Source organism: Pseudovibrio sp. Ad5 (assembly GCF_001623095.1).
Lineage (GTDB): Bacteria > Pseudomonadota > Alphaproteobacteria > Rhizobiales > Stappiaceae > Pseudovibrio.
Window position 1 is genome coordinate 37,838 of record NZ_LMCH01000009.1, and the last position, 16,298, is coordinate 54,135.

A 16,298-nucleotide genomic window follows, 5' to 3' on the forward strand; every position below is an offset into this window, starting at 1 on the left:
TGCCAAGGGGCTCGCGCACTTGAGCCGTTTTGCAGAAGTGGGCCTTAAGTCAGTTTGTTTTCAACCTGCTTTAAGTTTTTGTTTTGCGTATTCTTGCCCGAACACCGGAGTCCACTACTCGGGAATACGCTTGAGGAGAAAAGCCAATCATGACGGTTTCCATCAGGCATTTAGATCAGGATTTTGCAGTGGAGCAGACCGAAGCTACTGATAAGCTCGTGAAAATCTTGTGTGAGTTGCTTGCAAACGGCGAAGAGCGCGAAAAGTGTTTGTCCGCTCAAATTCTTGGAAAATTTGGCACTTCGACTGCTCATGCTGCGCTTGCTGAAGCGCTGCGAGATGAAGATGAAGACGTCCGCAGTGATGCGGTTGAAGCTCTGATCAGCGCAGGCAAAGGCTTGGATGCTGATGTTCTGCTGTGGAGTTTGCAAAACGATCCAGTGTTGGAAGTGAAGCTTTCTGCCATTGACGGACTTGCAATTGTTGGCGGGACAGTTGCGGACGAATGGCTGACAAAGCTGGCTAAAGACCGTTGCGAAGATGATGTTGCATGGGACGGTTACGGTGCTGAATGGGATGATTGGCTGGATGTGCAGCGCAAGTCCATTCTGGCGCTGGGCACGTTGAAATGTGAAGCATCTGCTGCTGCTTTGTTGGAAGCTGCCCGCGATCCATTCGGTCAGGAAGTTTGGCCGGAAGTGACCATGGCGCTTTCTGAGATGGGCGTTGCCGGGTTGCTTGAACTGGCCTCACTGGCGACGGATGCGTCTGCTCGTGTGCGTGAGCATACGGCGCGTGCGCTCTCCTCTGCGAATGATGAGCGGGTTGGTGAGATCCTGCGTGTGCTGTTTGCAGATGCTGACCCTGATGTGCGGGTTGCTGCGGCTGAAGTGCTGATGGCTCGTGGTGAGGAAGCAGATCTGGCTGTATTGTTGGCTGATAGTGAACCGCAAATGCGTCGTCTGGCACTGAAAGCATCTGGTAAACTCTCCTACTTAAAGCTTGAAAAGGTTGCTTTTGAAGACGAGGAGGAGACCCTGCGTATTATGGCGCTTGGTCGGATGGCTTCTTCTGAAATCACCAAGCCGGATGCGCTGATCGAGCGGATTGAACGCTCTTTGCGTAGTGCTAGTGATGCTTTTGTTGCCGCGCTTGTACCTGTCCTTGCGAAGGTTGAGAGTGAAGCTGCGACGGCTCTGTTGAGTGAGATTGCTGTCCACCGTCAGGAGGAAGCAGTGTTGAAAGCGTTTATCGTGCTTCACGGTGAGAAGCCGAGCGTTGATGGACTTGCTGTTTTGCAGGAGCAGGTGACAAGTGCAGAACAGGAAATCCGTCTTGCTGCCCTGAACTCTCTGGCCAAGCTGGCTGAAGGTGAGGGCGATTTTGCGGACAATGCTGCTGTACAGCTGGTTTGGGCGGTTTCAGGTAAGCTGATGCCTGAAGCGCATGATCAGGATATTCTCGACGGCGCAAAAGAAAAAGATCCGTCTGATCTGGGTAGCAATGGCAAGGGTGACGGCAAGCAGCCGCGCATTCAGATTGATCGTGAAGGCAATGTGATTGAGCCTCAGGCGCCAAATGAAGTGGTCGCTGAGGAAGAGGTTGTTGCCGAAGAGTCTTCTGCTGAAGAGCTGGTTGCGAAGGTCACTGCCGGTGCTGATCCTGTAGTTGCTGAAGACGTGCCAGAGGGCGCTATTGAGAGTGTGGAAGACCTGCCTGACAATGTTGTTGCCTTCCCGGGCTCAACACTCGGTGCGATTCTGAACACTGAAGACGAGATTGAGAAGCTGGCTGAAGAGCCTGTCGATCTTGGCAAGAAAGACATGCACTTCCTTGAGCTTGCGAATGAGCTGATTGAGAAGAAGCGTGTTGTGCCAGGTCGTCCGGATGATCCTGCCTTGGATATTCGCTTGCTGGCTTTGCGCATTTGTGGTGATGCGAAGCGTCCTGAACTGATTGATGCGCTGGTGTCTGCTTTGTCTGATCGCCAGATGCAGGTTCGGTTCGCGGCTAGTCAGAGCCTCGTTCATCTGGTTGAGAATGGGCTTGAGCTTTCTGAGGAAGCCATCGAGCGTATCCTTGCTTTGCCACCAGAGAATGATGTGGCTGTGCGTGCAATGCGTGTTGAGCTTCTTGGCACCTCCTCAAATCCAGAAGCTGAGAAGGTTGTGACGGCCGGGCTGAAGGACAAAGCCGACGCTGTTTCTGCTTCAGCGCTGAAAGTTTTGGCCGGAAAACCTGACACTAACATTGATGTGCGTAGCTATCTCAAAAGCCCTCGTCGTCGCCTGCGAGTGACTGCGCTGGAGCTTGTGAGTGCAAACTCAGATACTAGTAATCTGGATGAGATTTTCGAAGCTGCGCAGATGGAAAATGGAGTTCTTATTCCCGGAGCTGCAACGTGTTTGCGTTGCTATGCTCAGGAGAGTGTTCTTGGTGCTATGGAGCAGTGGCTGGATGGAGATCTTTCCCGCAAGCTGGCGGCTCTTGAAGTGCTGAACAAATACGTGGCTTGAGGTTTCTGCTCTCAAATGAGGCGAAACCAAATCTCGTGATGGGCATCGGTATTTATCTGGTGCGGAATACGTTGTAAGGAAACCTGCTGGCGTTCGCTGGCAGGTTTTCTTTTTTGGAGGGGGCATCATGCGATCCAAGACACTTTCTACCGGTTACAAGATGCCAATGCTGGGCCTTGGTACGGTGAACTTTGGAGAGGGTAAAACCTATCCTGCACTTCGTGCGGCGTTGACTGCTGGGTATCGCCACATCGATTGTGCGATGATGTACGACAATGAAGCTGAGATTGGGCAGGCGATTGCTGATGCCATGAAGGAAGAGGGCATCAAGCGCAGCGAACTCTTTATCACCTCCAAGCTATGGAACAGCTTTCATAAGCCTGAAGATGTGAGAGGCGCGCTGGAAAAGACTCTAGCGGACCTTCAGCTGGACTACCTTGATCTTTACCTCATGCACTGGCCTGTGGCGCTGAAGACGGGCGTGAAGAAGCCTACCAGCTCAGAAGACTATTATTCGCTTGAAGATGTGCCGCTGATGGATACATGGCGGGCGCTGGAAGAGTGCTTTGATGATGGTCTGGCGAACACGATCGGTGTTTCCAACTTCAGCCCTCAAAAGCTGGAAGATTTGATCATGGAAACGCGGGTTGTTCCGGCTGTTAATCAGGTGGAGTTGCATCCTTTCCTTCAGCAGAATGACCTTCGCTCTTATTGCCTGCACAATAACATTGCGCTGACCGCATACTCTCCGCTTGGGCGTGGTGTTCCAGCGGATCTGACGGACGCGCAGAAGCAGGATGTTGTTCTCGCTCATCCTGTCATTGAAGAGATTGCCGAGAAGCATGGCGCGACGACATCTCAGGTGGTGCTTAAATGGGCGATCCAGAACGGTGTTATCGTTGTGCCAAAGTCAGGTAATCCTGAACGTCTGACGCAAAACCTGGCAGCGCTTGAGTGCGATCTTGATGAGCATGACATGTCTCGCATCGCGCATCTGGACAAGAACCATCGCTTTATTCCGGGCGATGAGTACTTCTTGTCCGGCAGCCCGTACACCTGGGAAAACCTTTGGAACGAGCCGCGCCCTGAGTAAAGGATCTCAGACCTTAAAACTGGAGGAGTCGCGTATCAATAGATGCGGCTCTATCCGTTCTGTGGTGGTTGGTGTTGGTTCTCCATCCAGACGTTTGATGAGTAAGTTGGCGACGTCCTTGCCGATGGTGCGCGGGTAGCTTTCAACCGAGGTCAGTGCTGGAGTCCATGCTTCACCTTCTGGCAGGTTGTCGAAGCCAACTACGGCCAGGTCTTCGCCTATATTGCGGCCTGCTTTCTTGAGTTCTGCTGCTGCGCCGACTGAGACAAGATCATTGTGGCAGAGCAGGGCGGTGAACTCAGCCTTGTTTGAGACGAGTTGCTGCGCTTTTATGCGTCCGCATTCACGATCAAAGCCGCATACTTCAACATGGATGTCAGATTCAGGAATGCCTGCTGCTTTTAAGGCGTCGTAGAAGCCGCGTTTGCGCTCTCGACCCGGCATGGTTTCCTGCAGGCCTGCAATCATTGCGAATTTGCGATGGCCTTGCTCAAGCAGATGCTTTGTGGCCAGCTGGGCAGCCTGATAATTGTTGGAGCCAATGTAGTCCATTGCCAGACCTTCAATTTCCCGGCAGAAGGTGACCACGGGAATTCTGCGCGTGTTGGCGATCTCGAAGTCACTTCTTTTTGTGCCTGCGCTCGGGCTGATTGCGATGCCTGCGACGCCGTGGCCGATGACTTCTTCAAGCATGGTTTGCTGGCGCTTGGTGTCTTCGCCGACATTGGCGATAACGGGCAGGTAGCCGTGTTCTGAGAGAGCTGCTTCCAATGACGTGCAGAACTCAGCGTAAAATGGAATTGAAATATCCGGCACGAGAACGCCGACCAGTCGCGAACGGCCTGACCGGAGTTTGGCGGCGTTGTAATCTCTAACAAACCCCAACTCTTGCATAGCTTTCTTTACGCGAGCTTTGGTTTCATCGGTCATTCGACCTGTGTCATTTATGGTATTCGAGACAGTCGCAACGGATACTCCCGCTGCTTTCGCAATATCGGACACAGTAACTTTGGATTTTTTTAAAGGCATGAATTTGCTTTATTTATAAAGTAAGTTGAATTATCAGGCGACAATAACACCTGAATCGTGTGCATGTGAGCTATATTTTTGTTTTTTCTATGTAAATGTTATTTGGGTTACGTATAGGTCAGAAAATTAGCCGGTTAAATACTTCTCCATTTTTCCTGTAAGATGAAATATTTTCAATCACTTGGCGCCCCATTTCTCGTCTGGTTTCGAGTGTGGCACTCGCAAGGTGAGGGGTCAGGGTTGTGTAGGGGGACGCGATCAGCTCATTGGGAACATTAGGCTCATCCGGAAATACATCCAAGGCTGCGGCCCCGAGTGTTCTGTTCTCAAGTGCAGTGATTAAATGTTGAGTGTTTACCAATGAACCACGGGCGATATTGATCAAAAGCCCGCTCGGGCCCAGAGCTTCTAATATATTAATATCTATAATATTTTTTGTGTCAGGGCTGCCAGATGCAGCAATGACAAGCACGTCGGATTCGCTTGCCAGTTCCAACGGAGAGGACCGGCATTGTTTATCTTGTTTCGGGTCTGCGTTGCGATCACAGTACAAAATTTGCATGCCAAATGTGCCGCCTAAAATTTTGGCGGCTTTTCTGCCAATGCGTCCATATCCAAAGATGCCGAGTGTTTTACCTCGCAGGCTGTAGCCGATGCCCAATTTGCCGTTGAGCCAGTCGCCATTGCGGATAAAGCGGTCTCCCTCTGCAATTCGGCGAGAGGATGCCAGAGCAAGGGCCACGACATGATCGGCCACGGCTTCGGTCAAGGCGTCTGGTGTGGTTGTGATGATGATGTTTCGATCGCGGGCCTGTTTCAGGTCAACTTTATCGTAACCTGCGCCATAGACCGCAATAAGCTCAAGGTTGGGCATTTCTGCCATCAGCTCACTGGAGAGGCCAACATCGCCCTTGGTTGCGACGATGCGGATGTTCGGCAAGGTCCGAGCTCTCAGCTCTTCGTCTTGTTGAAGTTCCCAATAGCGAGCAAGCGGGGTGCATTTTTCCAGCTCCTCGTTGATTTCATTGGGCGCATAAGGGCTTAGTTGAAGAACATCGATCATAAGACAGTCATCTGAAGATTACTTGAGCATCAAAGTCAAGAATGCATCAAGTTGCAGACGTTCGCCAGTGGGGAGTGTCGACTGCCCCACAGATGCCTGCGTTTCAACGTGTCAGGAAACCCGCCGGACTCATGTGAACGTGAAAATCAGATAGAGAATGCCTACCAGAATACTCGTTACAGCGACGGTGCCACAGAAGTCAGTTGCCGCACACCGAACAGTCTTAAAAGGAAGTCGACGCATAATAACACCCCCAACCTTGGAGAGACCCCACAATCCCTCTCAGATATATTAGGAAGATGCGCTGTAAATAAGTAGACTACATAATGTCGCAGTCTGGTTAGAGAACATGGTTGTTCGCTTATAGGGTGGCCTCTAGAATTCTTCTATCTAACTGATTTTGTTATTTATTTAATTTGGTTTGAGAAGCTTTGCGTCAAAGGGGCTGGTTTAGGGTGGCAAGCTTGTTAGCTTAGGGCGGCTGTTGTAAATTAATAAACTTCCAAGGCTGCAAACAGCTTAAAAAACAAGAATAATTGGAGTGTGAGTGGTGGCCCGTCCAGCAAACCTCTCGAATGCGGTTTACGACAAGATGAAAGATGCTGTCGACTCCGGAGAATTTCCGGAAGGTCTTAAGCTTCCGACAGAAAATGCGCTGTGCGAGCGGTATGGCGTCTCACGTCCTGTCGTACGCGGTGCGATGGAGCGCCTGCGTAAAGAGGGCTACATCAAGACTGTGCGTGGCTCTGGCAGCTTTGTCATCAAGGAGCACGTCACTCCAACGCCTTTTGCGCCCACACTCGGAGAATTTGCGATTTCCGGCATTGGTGACGTTATTCAATGCCAGGAAACCCGAATGGCCTTTGAAGGCGAGATGGCAGCGTTGGCTGCTGAGCGCTGGACAGATGAAGAGATGGCAGAGCTGGATGCTGCGTTGGCGCAGATCCACAGCGATGGGCTGGACTCTGTCGGCACCATTGATGGTGACATGCGTTTTCATGCTGCAGTGGTGAAAGCTGCCAAGAATGAATATGCAGCGGCTGTTTATGAAGTCATGAAGCCGCAAATCCTAGTTGGTATGAACATGAGCAAGGGGCTGTACCCGTTGCTGCCCGAGTTCGCACGCCGGCACGGGATCGAAGAGCATAAGGCTATTCTGGACGCGATCAGAGCGCGTGATGTTGAAGGTGCACGCCGTGAGATGCGAAACCACATCGGCTTCTTTGGGGATCAATTTAAATAGAAAAGGCTCGCCCCATTTGTTGCGAGCCCTCTCATCATCAATAAATCAGATGCTGCGAGCCTGTATGAAGGCCTCGACCTGATCGCGTGTCGGGATTGGTGCGACTGCGCCATAGCCTTGCGTTGTGAGTGCTGCGGCTGCGTTGGCGTATTTGAGACTGTCTTCCAGCGACTTGCCAGCCACCACATTGGTGAAGAAAGAGCCGGAGAAGCAGTCACCAGCACCAGTGGCATCAACTGCTTCTACCGGATTGCCTGCAACGCGCTTTCTCTCAGCGGCTGTTGCGTACATCGCGCCCTCTTTGCCAAGCTTGAGAATGACGTTCTTTGACCCCAGATTGAGGTAGAAGTCGCAGATTTTGTCCGGATCGGAGAGACCGGTCAGCACTTCAGCTTCATCGACGCTTGGCATGATGAAGTCAACGAGGCGTGCGGTTTCGTGAATGATGCCGCGAGCGCGGTTCAGATCCCAGAGTTTCAGGCGCAGGTTGGTGTCAAATGAGGTGAGTGTGTCACCCTCTTTGGCGATCTCGATGCCTTTGAAAACACTGTCGCATGAGCTGGTGGAAATGGCCTGCGTGATGGCTGTGACGTGGAAGAGTTTGGCCGCACGAATGGCATCAGCTGGCAGCTGGTCTGGTGTGACTTGCGAGGCTGCAGAGCCTTTGCGGGCGAAACTGAAATGATGGCCTTGCTCGTCGTGGGAGATGAAATAGATGCCTGTCGGAGCAATCGGACTGCGCTCGACAAGGTGCGTTTTAACGCCTTCTTTCTCCCATAGATTGATGAACTTGTTGCCGAAGACATCATCGCCCAGATGGGTCAGGATGGCGACGTTTGCACCCTGACGTGCCGCACAACATGCGAAGTTGGAGGCGTCGCCCCCGAAGCCTGACAGGTAATCCGGTCCTTCTCCGCTATACTCTTTAACCTGATTGAACTCGAACAATGGCTCCCCAAAGCTGATGATTTCTGCGGTCATTTTGTCCTCATTGTTCAAAGTGTATCAGGCAGCATGCGTCACTATTGGCCAGTCCTTTCAGTTCCCTGCGAGCGGAGCGATTGCTATGATGCAGGAAAGATTCTGACGCTGGGAGTTTTGTGGCAGCTAATTGGTAGACCATTTTCCGATATTTCAGGGTATTTTGCAATTAGCTGCTTACACTTATTTGCTTTGATTTTATTGAAATTCTTGATGAACTAAATATGGAAAATCATTCAAGTCATAAAAGGAAAGGGCATCGGTGGTGAAATTGGTCAGCCAATTGCGAGTGAGCGCTTTCCTGATTTTGGCTGGGAAAGCGGCTGGTAGCGTTGTTTGCTGATTAACTATGAAATAGGACTGGTAACACTTGAATGCTCTACGATTTGTGCCAGAGGTTGGAATGTTTCAGAAAATCAATATTGGGTCTTTGCCAAAGGGGCAGCGGAATACAATTTGTGATGTTCCGGGTGTCAAAGTCGGACATGTGACGCTGACCGACGGTGATTGTCAGACTGGTGTGACCGCGATTACCACGCATGGAGAGAATGCATTTAACCTGAGAACGCGTGCGGCTTCTCATGTGTTTAACGGGTTTGGTAAGAGTGTTGGGCTGGTGCAGGTTGAAGAGCTGGGAGAGCTGGAGACGCCGATCCTTTTGACGAACACGCTAAGCGTTGGTGCGGTGAGCGAAGGTTTGATCCAGCATACGCTGGCAGAAACGCCAGACATTGACTTCGTGATGGGCACGATCAATCCAGTGGTGTTTGAGTGTAATGATGCTTTCCTGAACAAGATCAGTGCGTTGTATGTCCGCCCACAGCATGCTCCGGACGCGATTAAAGCGGTTTCTGAAGAGTTTGAGCAAGGTGCGGTTGGTGCGGGGCGTGGGATGTCCTGTTACGGCCTGAAGGGGGGCATCGGAAGTGCTTCTCGTCAGGTGAAGCTTGGTAACAAAGAGTACCATGTGGGTGCGCTTGTGCTTTCCAATATGGGTCGGATGCCAGACTTCACGTTGGCTGGCCAGCATTTAGGGCCACAGATTGAAGAAAAGCTGGCACGTGATGAGAGCGGACCTGAAAAAGGGTCTATCATCATGATCATTGGAACGGACTTGCCGCTCAGCGAACGCCAGTTGAAGCGGGTTGCCAAGAGAACTTCTGTAGGACTTGCACGAACTGGTTCATTTCTTGGTCATGGAAGTGGCGATATAGCTTTAGCATTCACAACTGCGGATCCAGTGGACACAAAGAGCAGAAAACGCACGCATTCGGTGGAACAAGTGGATGAGCGGCGAATTGACAGGGTGTTTAGAGCGACTGCAGAAGTTACAGAGGAAGCTATCGTCAATTCAATGTTGAATGCAGAACGAGTAACGGGCCGTGATGGCAATACGCGCTATGCATTGGGAGATTTTGGCGAGTTAATGGGGGAAGCAAATGAATAAGCAGGAAATCAAGCTCCTTGATGAAGCTTTTGCCTTGCCGGAAAATACCAGGTGGTCCTCATTTGGAGAGGGCCATGCCAATGAAACCTGGTTGGGAGAAATAGACGGGGAGGAGCCTGTTGTTCTTCGTCGTCACAATCCAAACAGAACTGAAGAGCAGATCCTTTCAGAGTTCAAATGTCTGGACCTGCTGCAGGATTTGATCGGATACGAGGTTCCGAAGGCGCTTTATGGCGTTAATCAGGAGCGTTTGACCGAGGTTGAGGGTGCTTACTACTCTGTCTTTGAGTTGATCGAAGGTGAGACACCACCACTGGATAAGATTGAGACCTGCAGCCGGAGTGGTCAGGCCTTGGCAAATCTGCACATCAAGCTTTGGGAGGAGCGAGATGCGTTTCGATTTGCGGAACAAGAACGTCCGGGTGTTAGCAAAGAGACGTTGAAGTCAGGAACTGCCTTGTTGGCAGCGCTTTCTGAGTTGGAAGCTTCCAAGAACATCGATGCCAAGTATCTGAGCTCTGCTTATTGGGCAGATGTGGAGGCGGCGCTTGATGACGCGCTGGGTAAACTTGGAAACCTGAATGAGACAAAGCACCTGATCCATGGTGATTTTGGACCGCCCAACACACTCATCAGCGAGAATTCTGGCGAGTTGGTCGGTGTGCTTGACTGGGATGAATGCCGCTGGGACCTGCCGGTCTATGATGTTGCTGGCGTTTATCCATTCCTGTGTGAGATCGATAAATCTCTCGGTGAGGCGTTTGTTGATGCTTATTTCGCAGGATTAAAAGGCTCATCTCACCCGCTTGCAACGCGCGAAAGCGAAATACGAGCTCTCATGGCAGCTGTACAATATGTGGCTACCTACAAAGAGTTTGAGCTGATGGTTGAGAACCATCTGGATGAACCAGAGTATCTGGCGCAGCTGCTTGAGCAGCTGGCCTGATCTTTAGACGGCTTCTCTCACGGTAGTATGCTCTACCCGTGAGAGAAGCTTGGCCCTGCCTCTGACCATTTGATGTTGTTTTTGTCCAGATAGTTCAGAGCCTTACGGATATCCAGAAAGAGTTGATCTACTGCGTCATGGGAGACGCCGTGGCGTACCATGATACGCTGGACGACCGTATCGTGCATGTCTGCTGGCAGTGGGTAGGAAGCGATTTGCCATCCGCTCATGCGCACCCGTTCTGAAAGATCGTAGAGCGAATAGTGGGCTTTTTCCGGGTGTTTGAGGCGATAGCACACACAGGGCAGGGCGCCATTGCCGTCATACAGAATGTCGAGTTCCGGTAGCCCTGCCAGCTTTTCAGCGAGATACTGAGCGTTCTCAGCGCAGGCTGACTGGATGTCTCTGTAGCCTACCCAGCCTAGTCTCATGAAGTTGTAATACTGGATGACGATCTGACCACCGGGGCGTGAGAAGTTCAGTGCGAAGGTGGGCATGTTGCCTCCCAGATAATCGACGTTGAACACCAGATCAGACGGCAGTTCTTTCTTATCGCGCCAGATCACCCAGCCAACACCAAGCGGTGCGAGACCGAACTTGTGGCCGGAGGCGTTGATGGACTTTACGCGATCGAGGCGGAAATCCCACAGCAGCTCTGGATGCAGGAAGGGAGCAACGAACCCGCCGGATGCGGCGTCTACGTGAACCGGAATGTCCAGACCTGTCTGAGCCTGGATCTTATCCAGCTCCTCGCAGACTTCCCTTACGGGTTCATAAACACCGGTGAAGGTGACACCAAGGGTTGGGACGACGCAGATTGTGTTTTCGTCCACGTAGTCCTTCAGCTGCTCAGGCCTCATATGGAGAGACCCTTCGCTGAGAGGGATCTGGCGGAGCTCCACATCGAAGTACTTGGCAAATTTGTGCCAGCAAACCTGAACCGGACCGCACACCATGTTGGGTTTGTCGTAGGGCTTACCTTCTTTCTTGCGGCGATCTCTCCATGCCCATTTGAGGGCGAGGCCGCCCAGCATAGCGGCTTCAGAAGAGCCTGTGGTTGAGCAGCCGATTGTTTCTTCCGCTTCCGGGGAGTTCCAGAGACTGGCGATGATATGAACACAGCGGGCTTCAATCTCTGCTGTTTGCGGATATTCATCCTTATCGATCATGTTCTTGTCGATGCAATCGGCCATAAGTTTGTGGACTTCATCTTCTACCCATGTGGTGCAGAAAGTGGCGAGGTTTTGCCGTGCATTGCCGTCCAGATAGAGCTCGTCGCGGACAAGGTTGTAGGCCTCTTCCGGGCTCATTCCGGTTTCTGGAATGTGCTCCTTAGCAAGTCCTTCAACTGCGCGGGCCGTGGCGTAAATGTCTGGACTTTCGCTGGCACTTGTCTTCCACAATGGCATGAGGTTGCTCCGAAAATGATTGGCTGATGCAACCCTAGCGTCAGTGCCTGAAGGCCGCGTAAGTTTCACAGGTTCAATTTGGAGTGTCCTGTTGACCTTTTTAAGAAAACGAGGGCGTTTCAGGTCAGCTTCGTTTATTACTCATTCTGGTTTGAGAAAGTTATTACAGGTGGTCTGGAATGGATTGGTCTCCGCAACAAGATGATGCACTTACTGAAGTGGCGCGCTGGTCCCGTTCGCACGGGCCGCAGGTGTTTCGCTTGTTCGGGTATGCCGGTACCGGTAAGACCACACTGGCTCGCCATCTGGCTGAGGGGCTGGATGGAGAGGTGGCCTTTGGCGCCTTCACCGGTAAGGCCGCGCATGTGCTGCGCCAAAAGGGCTGTGCAGATGCTTCGACCATCCATTCATTGATCTACCGCCCAAAGGGCACCAAGAAGGATGATGAGGACGAGGATGAGAGCCCTCAGTTCGCCATTAACCGCGACAGCCCTGCCGCGAAAGTGGACCTGATCATCATTGATGAGTGCTCCATGGTGGATGAGGAACTCGGGCGCGATCTGCTTTCTTTTGGTAAAAAGGTGCTTGTGCTGGGTGATCCTGCACAGTTGCCGCCGGTGCGAGGTGGTGGGTATTTCACCGAGACCGAGCCGGATATCATGCTCACCGAGGTTCATCGTCAGGCGAAAGACAACCCGATTGTGCGCATGTCCATGGATATTCGCGATGGGCAAGAGCTGGACTTTGGCCAATATGGCGACAGTTCTGTGATCTCCCGTAGGGACATCGACAAAGAACGGATCCTTGCCTCTGATCAGGTTCTGGTGGGGACCAACAAGACGCGCAGGCTTTATAACGGCCGGATTCGGGACCTGAAAGGTATCACGACACAGATGCCGTCCGTGGGTGACAAACTGGTGTGCCTGCGTAACGACAAGACCAAAGGCTTGCTGAATGGTGGCCTCTGGGAAGTCTCCCGTCTGCGTCCGCCACGCGGTAACACGCTGCGCTTTGATGTTACATCAGAGGATGACATCTCCAAGAAGGCGATCAGGGTGAAAGTGCTGCCTGCGATGTTTGAGGAAGGCAGCGAACAACTCCCCTACGCCATCCGTCGTCGCGCCGACGAGTTCGACTACGGCTACGCCCTGACCGTGCACAAATCCCAGGGTTCTCAGTGGGATGATGTGGTGCTGTTTGACGAGAGCTGGGCTTTCCGCGAACACAAGACGCGCTGGCTGTATACGGCCGTGACCCGTGCAGCGCAGAAGATTACGGTGGTGCGGTAACCACCCTTTGCCGTCAAAGTGCCTTGCTAAACGGGAAAGCTATTTCATGACGACCAACAAACGCATCGTTCTTTCAAGCGACCACTCAGGTATTCCGCTTCGGCAAGTTGTGGCGGCTCATATCGCTGCGAAGGGATGGGAGGTTGTCGACATCGGACCGACAACGCCTGAAAGCACACCCTATCCAAAGCATGGTGAAGCGGCTGCGCAACTTGTTGCTTCTGGTGATTGCAGGTTCGGGATTGTGTTGTGCGGTACCGGCCAAGGGATCATGATGGCGGCGAATAAGGTTAAAGGCATCCGTTGCGGGGTTTGTAGCGACACATTCTCTGCTCGTATGATCCGCGAGCACAACAATGCCAACATGCTTTCTATGGGTGTCCGCGTGATTGGCGAAGGAGTTGCACTCGATATCGTGGATGCATTCCTTTCCGCTCAGTTTGAGGGTGGGCGACATGCGATGCGAGTGGAGATGATTGAAGCGTTGGAAGTTTAGCGCTGATTGAGTGACCGAAGAGAGGGACGTTAATTTAAATAAAACTACATCTCCTTTCTCTGTTCATATTCCCTTCTCGCACCTAGTTTTGCCCGCATTGGGGACCTAGGGTGGGCATCTGTTTTTAATAAGCCTGCGAGATTTGAATGTCTGATCTGACGTCTGTTGCTTCTTCCTCTCCTGCCAAAGCGGGTAAGCTTTCTGCTGATATTGCTTTGCGGATTTCTCAGCGTATTTCGGGTGAAATTGGCTGTGCGCCGGGGCAGGTGAATTCTGCGGTGCAGTTGTTGGATGAAGGGTCTACGGTTCCGTTTATTGCGCGTTACCGTAAAGAGGCGACAGGTGGATTGGATGATACGCAGCTGCGTACGTTGGAAGAGCGCCTGATTTATATGCGTGAGATGGAAGATCGCCGCAAAGCGATTGTGAAATCCATCGAAGAGCAGGGCAAACTCACCGACGAGCTGGCAAAACAGATTGCAGGTGCAGACAACAAAGCTACTCTGGAAGACCTTTACCTCCCTTACAAAAAGAAGCGCCGCACTAAAGCGCAGATCGCCCGTGAGGCTGGCATTGAGCCGCTGGCAGATCTGCTGCTGAGTGATCCGAACAAGACCCCCGAGAGTGAGGCAGGCAGCTTTGTTGATGCGGAGAAGGGCTTTGCGGACACCAAGGCGGTGCTGGATGGGGCTCGGCAAATCCTGATGGAGCGTTTTTCTGAGAACGCTCAGCTGGTTGGTAAACTGCGTAATTATGTGGCGCGTCAGGGTGCTGTGAAGGCAGAAGTTGTTGCTGGCAAAGAGCAGGAAGGCGCAAAGTTTTCTGACTACTTTGGTTACTCTGAGAATTGGAAGAGTATTCCGAGCCACCGGGCACTAGCGCTTTTGCGTGGTCGCAATGAGGGCATTCTGGCGCTGGACCTGAAGGTGGATGAGGATGATGTTTCCGCTGTGAAGCCAGTGGAGCAGATGATTGCTGATGCGGCGGGCATCGTGAACAACGGCCGCCCTGCTGATAAGTGGCTTTCTGATGTGTGTCGCTGGACGTGGAAGGTGAAGATTGGCCTTCATGTTGAGCTGGACCTGATGAGCGAGCTGCGCGACAAGGCGGAAGAAGAAGCGATCAAGGTTTTTGCTCGTAACCTGAAAGACTTGTTGTTGGCAGCGCCCGCTGGACCGCGTGCGACGCTGGGGCTTGATCCCGGTATTCGGACCGGGGTGAAGGTGGCTGTTGTTGATGCAACAGGCAAATTGATTGATACCGCCACGATCTACCCGTTCCAGCCACGCAATGACATTCAGGGCTCACTTGCCACCTTACGGGCATTGGTTGCCAAGCATGGCGTGAGCCTGATTGCGATTGGTAACGGGACTGCCAGCCGTGAGACAGATCGTTTGGCTGCAGATTTGTTGAAGGATATTCCAGCAGAACATCGCCCAACCAAGGTGATGGTGAACGAGGCAGGGGCTTCGGTTTATTCCGCCTCTGCTTTGGCTGCGAAAGAGATGCCGGATGTGGATGTGTCTTTGCGCGGAGCGGCTTCTATTGGTCGCCGTTTGCAGGACCCGCTTGCGGAACTGGTGAAGATTGAGCCGAAGTCCATTGGTGTCGGGCAGTATCAGCATGATGTGAACCAGACCAAGCTTGCCCGCTCGCTGGATGGCGTGGTTGAGGATGCGGTGAACGCGGTTGGGGTTGACCTCAACACGGCATCTGCTCCGCTGTTGGCGCATATCTCCGGCCTGACAGAGGGCCTTGCGAAGGCGGTGGTTGAGTATCGTGATACGGTTGGCACCTTTAAAAACCGCAGGCAGTTGTTGAAGGTTGCACGGCTTGGGCCAAAGGCGTTTGAGCAGTGTGCGGGCTTCCTGCGGATTGCGGATGGCGAGAACCCGCTGGATGCGTCCTCTGTTCACCCAGAAGCGTATCCACTTGCGCAGAAGATTATCAAAGCATGTGGTCGCGATATTCGTGAGATCATGGGCTCCAACCTGCTGAGCAATCTGGACCCAAAAGAGTTTACGGACGAGAAGTTCGGTCTGCCGACTGTAAAGGACATTTTTGCAGAGTTGGAAAAGCCGGGACGTGATCCGCGGCCTGAGTTTAAGACAGCGTCGTTCCAAGATGGTGTTGAGACCATGCAGGACTTGAAGCCGGGTATGATGCTGGAAGGAACGGTTACCAATGTGACGAACTTTGGTGCCTTTGTTGATATCGGCGTGCATCAGGACGGGTTGGTGCATGTGTCTCAGCTGGCGGACCGGTTCGTGGATGATCCGCATACGGTTGTGAAGGCGGGCGATATTGTGAAGGTGCGTGTTGTTGAGGTGGACGTTGCCCGCAAACGCATCGGCCTGACCATGCGCAAGGACAGTGCGGATGCTCGTGAGAATGCGCGGGAACGACAGGCTGACCGGGGTGGTAACCGTAACCAGGGTGGAGGTCGTCCGGGCGGCGGTAGTCGTCCGAATGGCGGCAACCGTGGTGGGGGACCGCGCGGGGGTGATCGTGGTGGCAATAAGCCAGCTGATACGAGCGGCGGTAGCAACAATGCCATGGCAGCGGCTCTGGCAGCGGCGTTTAACAAGCCTAAACGGTAAGTCTGCTTCCAATCAGTTTTTCGGGGAGTCCGCTGGTTCTGCTGGCGGGCTCCTTTTTTGTTAGGAGTTCTGTATTTTAAATAATTTTTATTTTTATGCCTGATCGACCAGAGGTGTAGAATTGGCAAAGCTTTTTAAAATCATGATGTTGTAGTAATTATATTTTTCCTCCTGGTGTTTCTTCAA

12 protein-coding genes are annotated in these 16,298 nt (G+C 52.4%); 8 read left to right on the plus strand and 4 right to left on the minus strand.

What is annotated here, in order from left to right; genetic code table 11:
* Nucleotides 1–149 precede the first annotated feature (149 nt).
* Both PsAD5_RS06235 and PsAD5_RS06240 read left to right on the plus strand, forming a co-directional pair.
* Nucleotides 150–2,516, plus strand: coding sequence for a HEAT repeat domain-containing protein (locus PsAD5_RS06235; RefSeq protein ID WP_063291466.1), 2,367 nt, complete (start codon nucleotides 150–152; stop codon nucleotides 2,514–2,516).
* A 127-nt stretch (nucleotides 2,517–2,643) separates the two neighbouring features.
* Nucleotides 2,644–3,609 carry an aldo/keto reductase gene (locus PsAD5_RS06240; RefSeq protein WP_063291467.1) on the plus strand — a complete coding sequence of 322 codons (966 nt, stop codon included), beginning with the start codon at nucleotides 2,644–2,646 and terminating at the stop codon, nucleotides 3,607–3,609.
* Nucleotides 3,610–3,615: 6 nt separating this feature from the next.
* On the opposite strand, the gene PsAD5_RS06245 is transcribed toward PsAD5_RS06240, so the two are convergent.
* Both PsAD5_RS06245 and PsAD5_RS06250 read right to left on the minus strand, forming a co-directional pair.
* A complete protein-coding gene (locus tag PsAD5_RS06245; protein WP_084405920.1) occupies nucleotides 3,616–4,638 on the minus strand; it encodes a LacI family DNA-binding transcriptional regulator in 1,023 nt (340 codons plus the stop codon).
* A gap of 118 nt (nucleotides 4,639–4,756) precedes the next feature.
* The gene (locus PsAD5_RS06250) at nucleotides 4,757–5,701 is read right to left on the minus strand and encodes a 2-hydroxyacid dehydrogenase (protein WP_063291469.1); all 945 of its coding nucleotides are present in this window, start codon (nucleotides 5,699–5,701) and stop codon (nucleotides 4,757–4,759) included.
* A gap of 550 nt (nucleotides 5,702–6,251) precedes the next feature.
* On the opposite strand from PsAD5_RS06250, the gene PsAD5_RS06255 reads away from it, so the two are divergent.
* On the plus strand, nucleotides 6,252–6,944 hold the full coding sequence (locus PsAD5_RS06255; protein ID WP_063291470.1) for a FadR/GntR family transcriptional regulator: 693 nt from the start codon (nucleotides 6,252–6,254) through the stop codon (nucleotides 6,942–6,944).
* A 45-nt stretch (nucleotides 6,945–6,989) separates the two neighbouring features.
* On the opposite strand, the gene PsAD5_RS06260 is transcribed toward PsAD5_RS06255, so the two are convergent.
* Nucleotides 6,990–7,925, minus strand: coding sequence for a sugar kinase (locus PsAD5_RS06260; protein ID WP_063291471.1), 936 nt, complete (start codon nucleotides 7,923–7,925; stop codon nucleotides 6,990–6,992).
* Between the two features lie 403 nt (nucleotides 7,926–8,328).
* Here PsAD5_RS06260 and PsAD5_RS06265 point away from each other — a divergent pair, with 403 nt between their 5' ends.
* Together PsAD5_RS06265 and PsAD5_RS06270 are read left to right on the plus strand one after the other, a co-directional pair.
* Nucleotides 8,329–9,372, plus strand: coding sequence for a DmpA family aminopeptidase (locus PsAD5_RS06265; RefSeq protein ID WP_063291472.1), 1,044 nt, complete (start codon nucleotides 8,329–8,331; stop codon nucleotides 9,370–9,372).
* On the plus strand, nucleotides 9,365–10,318 hold the full coding sequence (locus PsAD5_RS06270) for a phosphotransferase enzyme family protein (RefSeq protein ID WP_063291473.1): 954 nt from the start codon (nucleotides 9,365–9,367) through the stop codon (nucleotides 10,316–10,318). The genes PsAD5_RS06265 and PsAD5_RS06270 overlap by 8 nt, the downstream gene beginning before the upstream one ends.
* Before the next feature lie 32 nt (nucleotides 10,319–10,350).
* Here PsAD5_RS06270 and PsAD5_RS06275 read toward each other — a convergent pair whose 3' ends face one another.
* Nucleotides 10,351–11,727 carry a glutamate decarboxylase gene (locus PsAD5_RS06275; protein WP_063290476.1) on the minus strand — a complete coding sequence of 459 codons (1,377 nt, stop codon included), beginning with the start codon at nucleotides 11,725–11,727 and terminating at the stop codon, nucleotides 10,351–10,353.
* Between the two features lie 179 nt (nucleotides 11,728–11,906).
* Between PsAD5_RS06275 and PsAD5_RS06280 the strand changes: the two genes are divergently transcribed.
* From PsAD5_RS06280 to PsAD5_RS06290, 3 genes are all read left to right on the plus strand, one after another.
* The gene (locus PsAD5_RS06280; protein WP_057465454.1) at nucleotides 11,907–13,016 is read left to right on the plus strand and encodes an ATP-dependent DNA helicase; all 1,110 of its coding nucleotides are present in this window, start codon (nucleotides 11,907–11,909) and stop codon (nucleotides 13,014–13,016) included.
* Between the two features lie 46 nt (nucleotides 13,017–13,062).
* Nucleotides 13,063–13,512, plus strand: a complete 450-nt coding sequence (gene rpiB / locus PsAD5_RS06285) for a ribose 5-phosphate isomerase B (protein ID WP_063291474.1) — start codon at nucleotides 13,063–13,065, stop codon at nucleotides 13,510–13,512.
* A 146-nt stretch (nucleotides 13,513–13,658) separates the two neighbouring features.
* Nucleotides 13,659–16,112, plus strand: coding sequence for a Tex family protein (locus PsAD5_RS06290; RefSeq protein WP_063291475.1), 2,454 nt, complete (start codon nucleotides 13,659–13,661; stop codon nucleotides 16,110–16,112).
* Nucleotides 16,113–16,298 lie beyond the last annotated feature (186 nt).

What these genes read in the sequence shown, in the direction of transcription:
- PsAD5_RS06245 (WP_084405920.1), bottom strand. Translation starts at nt 4,638, where the DNA reads ATGCCTTTAAAAAAATCCAAAGTTACTGTGTCCGATATTGCGAAAGCA.
- PsAD5_RS06240 (WP_063291467.1), top strand. Translation starts at nt 2,644, where the DNA reads ATGCGATCCAAGACACTTTCTACCGGTTACAAGATGCCAATGCTGGGC.
- rpiB (WP_063291474.1), top strand. Translation starts at nt 13,063, where the DNA reads ATGACGACCAACAAACGCATCGTTCTTTCAAGCGACCACTCAGGTATT.
- PsAD5_RS06265 (WP_063291472.1), top strand. Translation starts at nt 8,329, where the DNA reads ATGTTTCAGAAAATCAATATTGGGTCTTTGCCAAAGGGGCAGCGGAAT.
- PsAD5_RS06280 (WP_057465454.1), top strand. Translation starts at nt 11,907, where the DNA reads ATGGATTGGTCTCCGCAACAAGATGATGCACTTACTGAAGTGGCGCGC.
- PsAD5_RS06260 (WP_063291471.1), bottom strand. Translation starts at nt 7,925, where the DNA reads ATGACCGCAGAAATCATCAGCTTTGGGGAGCCATTGTTCGAGTTCAAT.
- PsAD5_RS06275 (WP_063290476.1), bottom strand. Translation starts at nt 11,727, where the DNA reads ATGCCATTGTGGAAGACAAGTGCCAGCGAAAGTCCAGACATTTACGCC.
- PsAD5_RS06250 (WP_063291469.1), bottom strand. Translation starts at nt 5,701, where the DNA reads ATGATCGATGTTCTTCAACTAAGCCCTTATGCGCCCAATGAAATCAAC.
- PsAD5_RS06290 (WP_063291475.1), top strand. Translation starts at nt 13,659, where the DNA reads ATGTCTGATCTGACGTCTGTTGCTTCTTCCTCTCCTGCCAAAGCGGGT.
- PsAD5_RS06235 (WP_063291466.1), top strand. Translation starts at nt 150, where the DNA reads ATGACGGTTTCCATCAGGCATTTAGATCAGGATTTTGCAGTGGAGCAG.
- PsAD5_RS06270 (WP_063291473.1), top strand. Translation starts at nt 9,365, where the DNA reads ATGAATAAGCAGGAAATCAAGCTCCTTGATGAAGCTTTTGCCTTGCCG.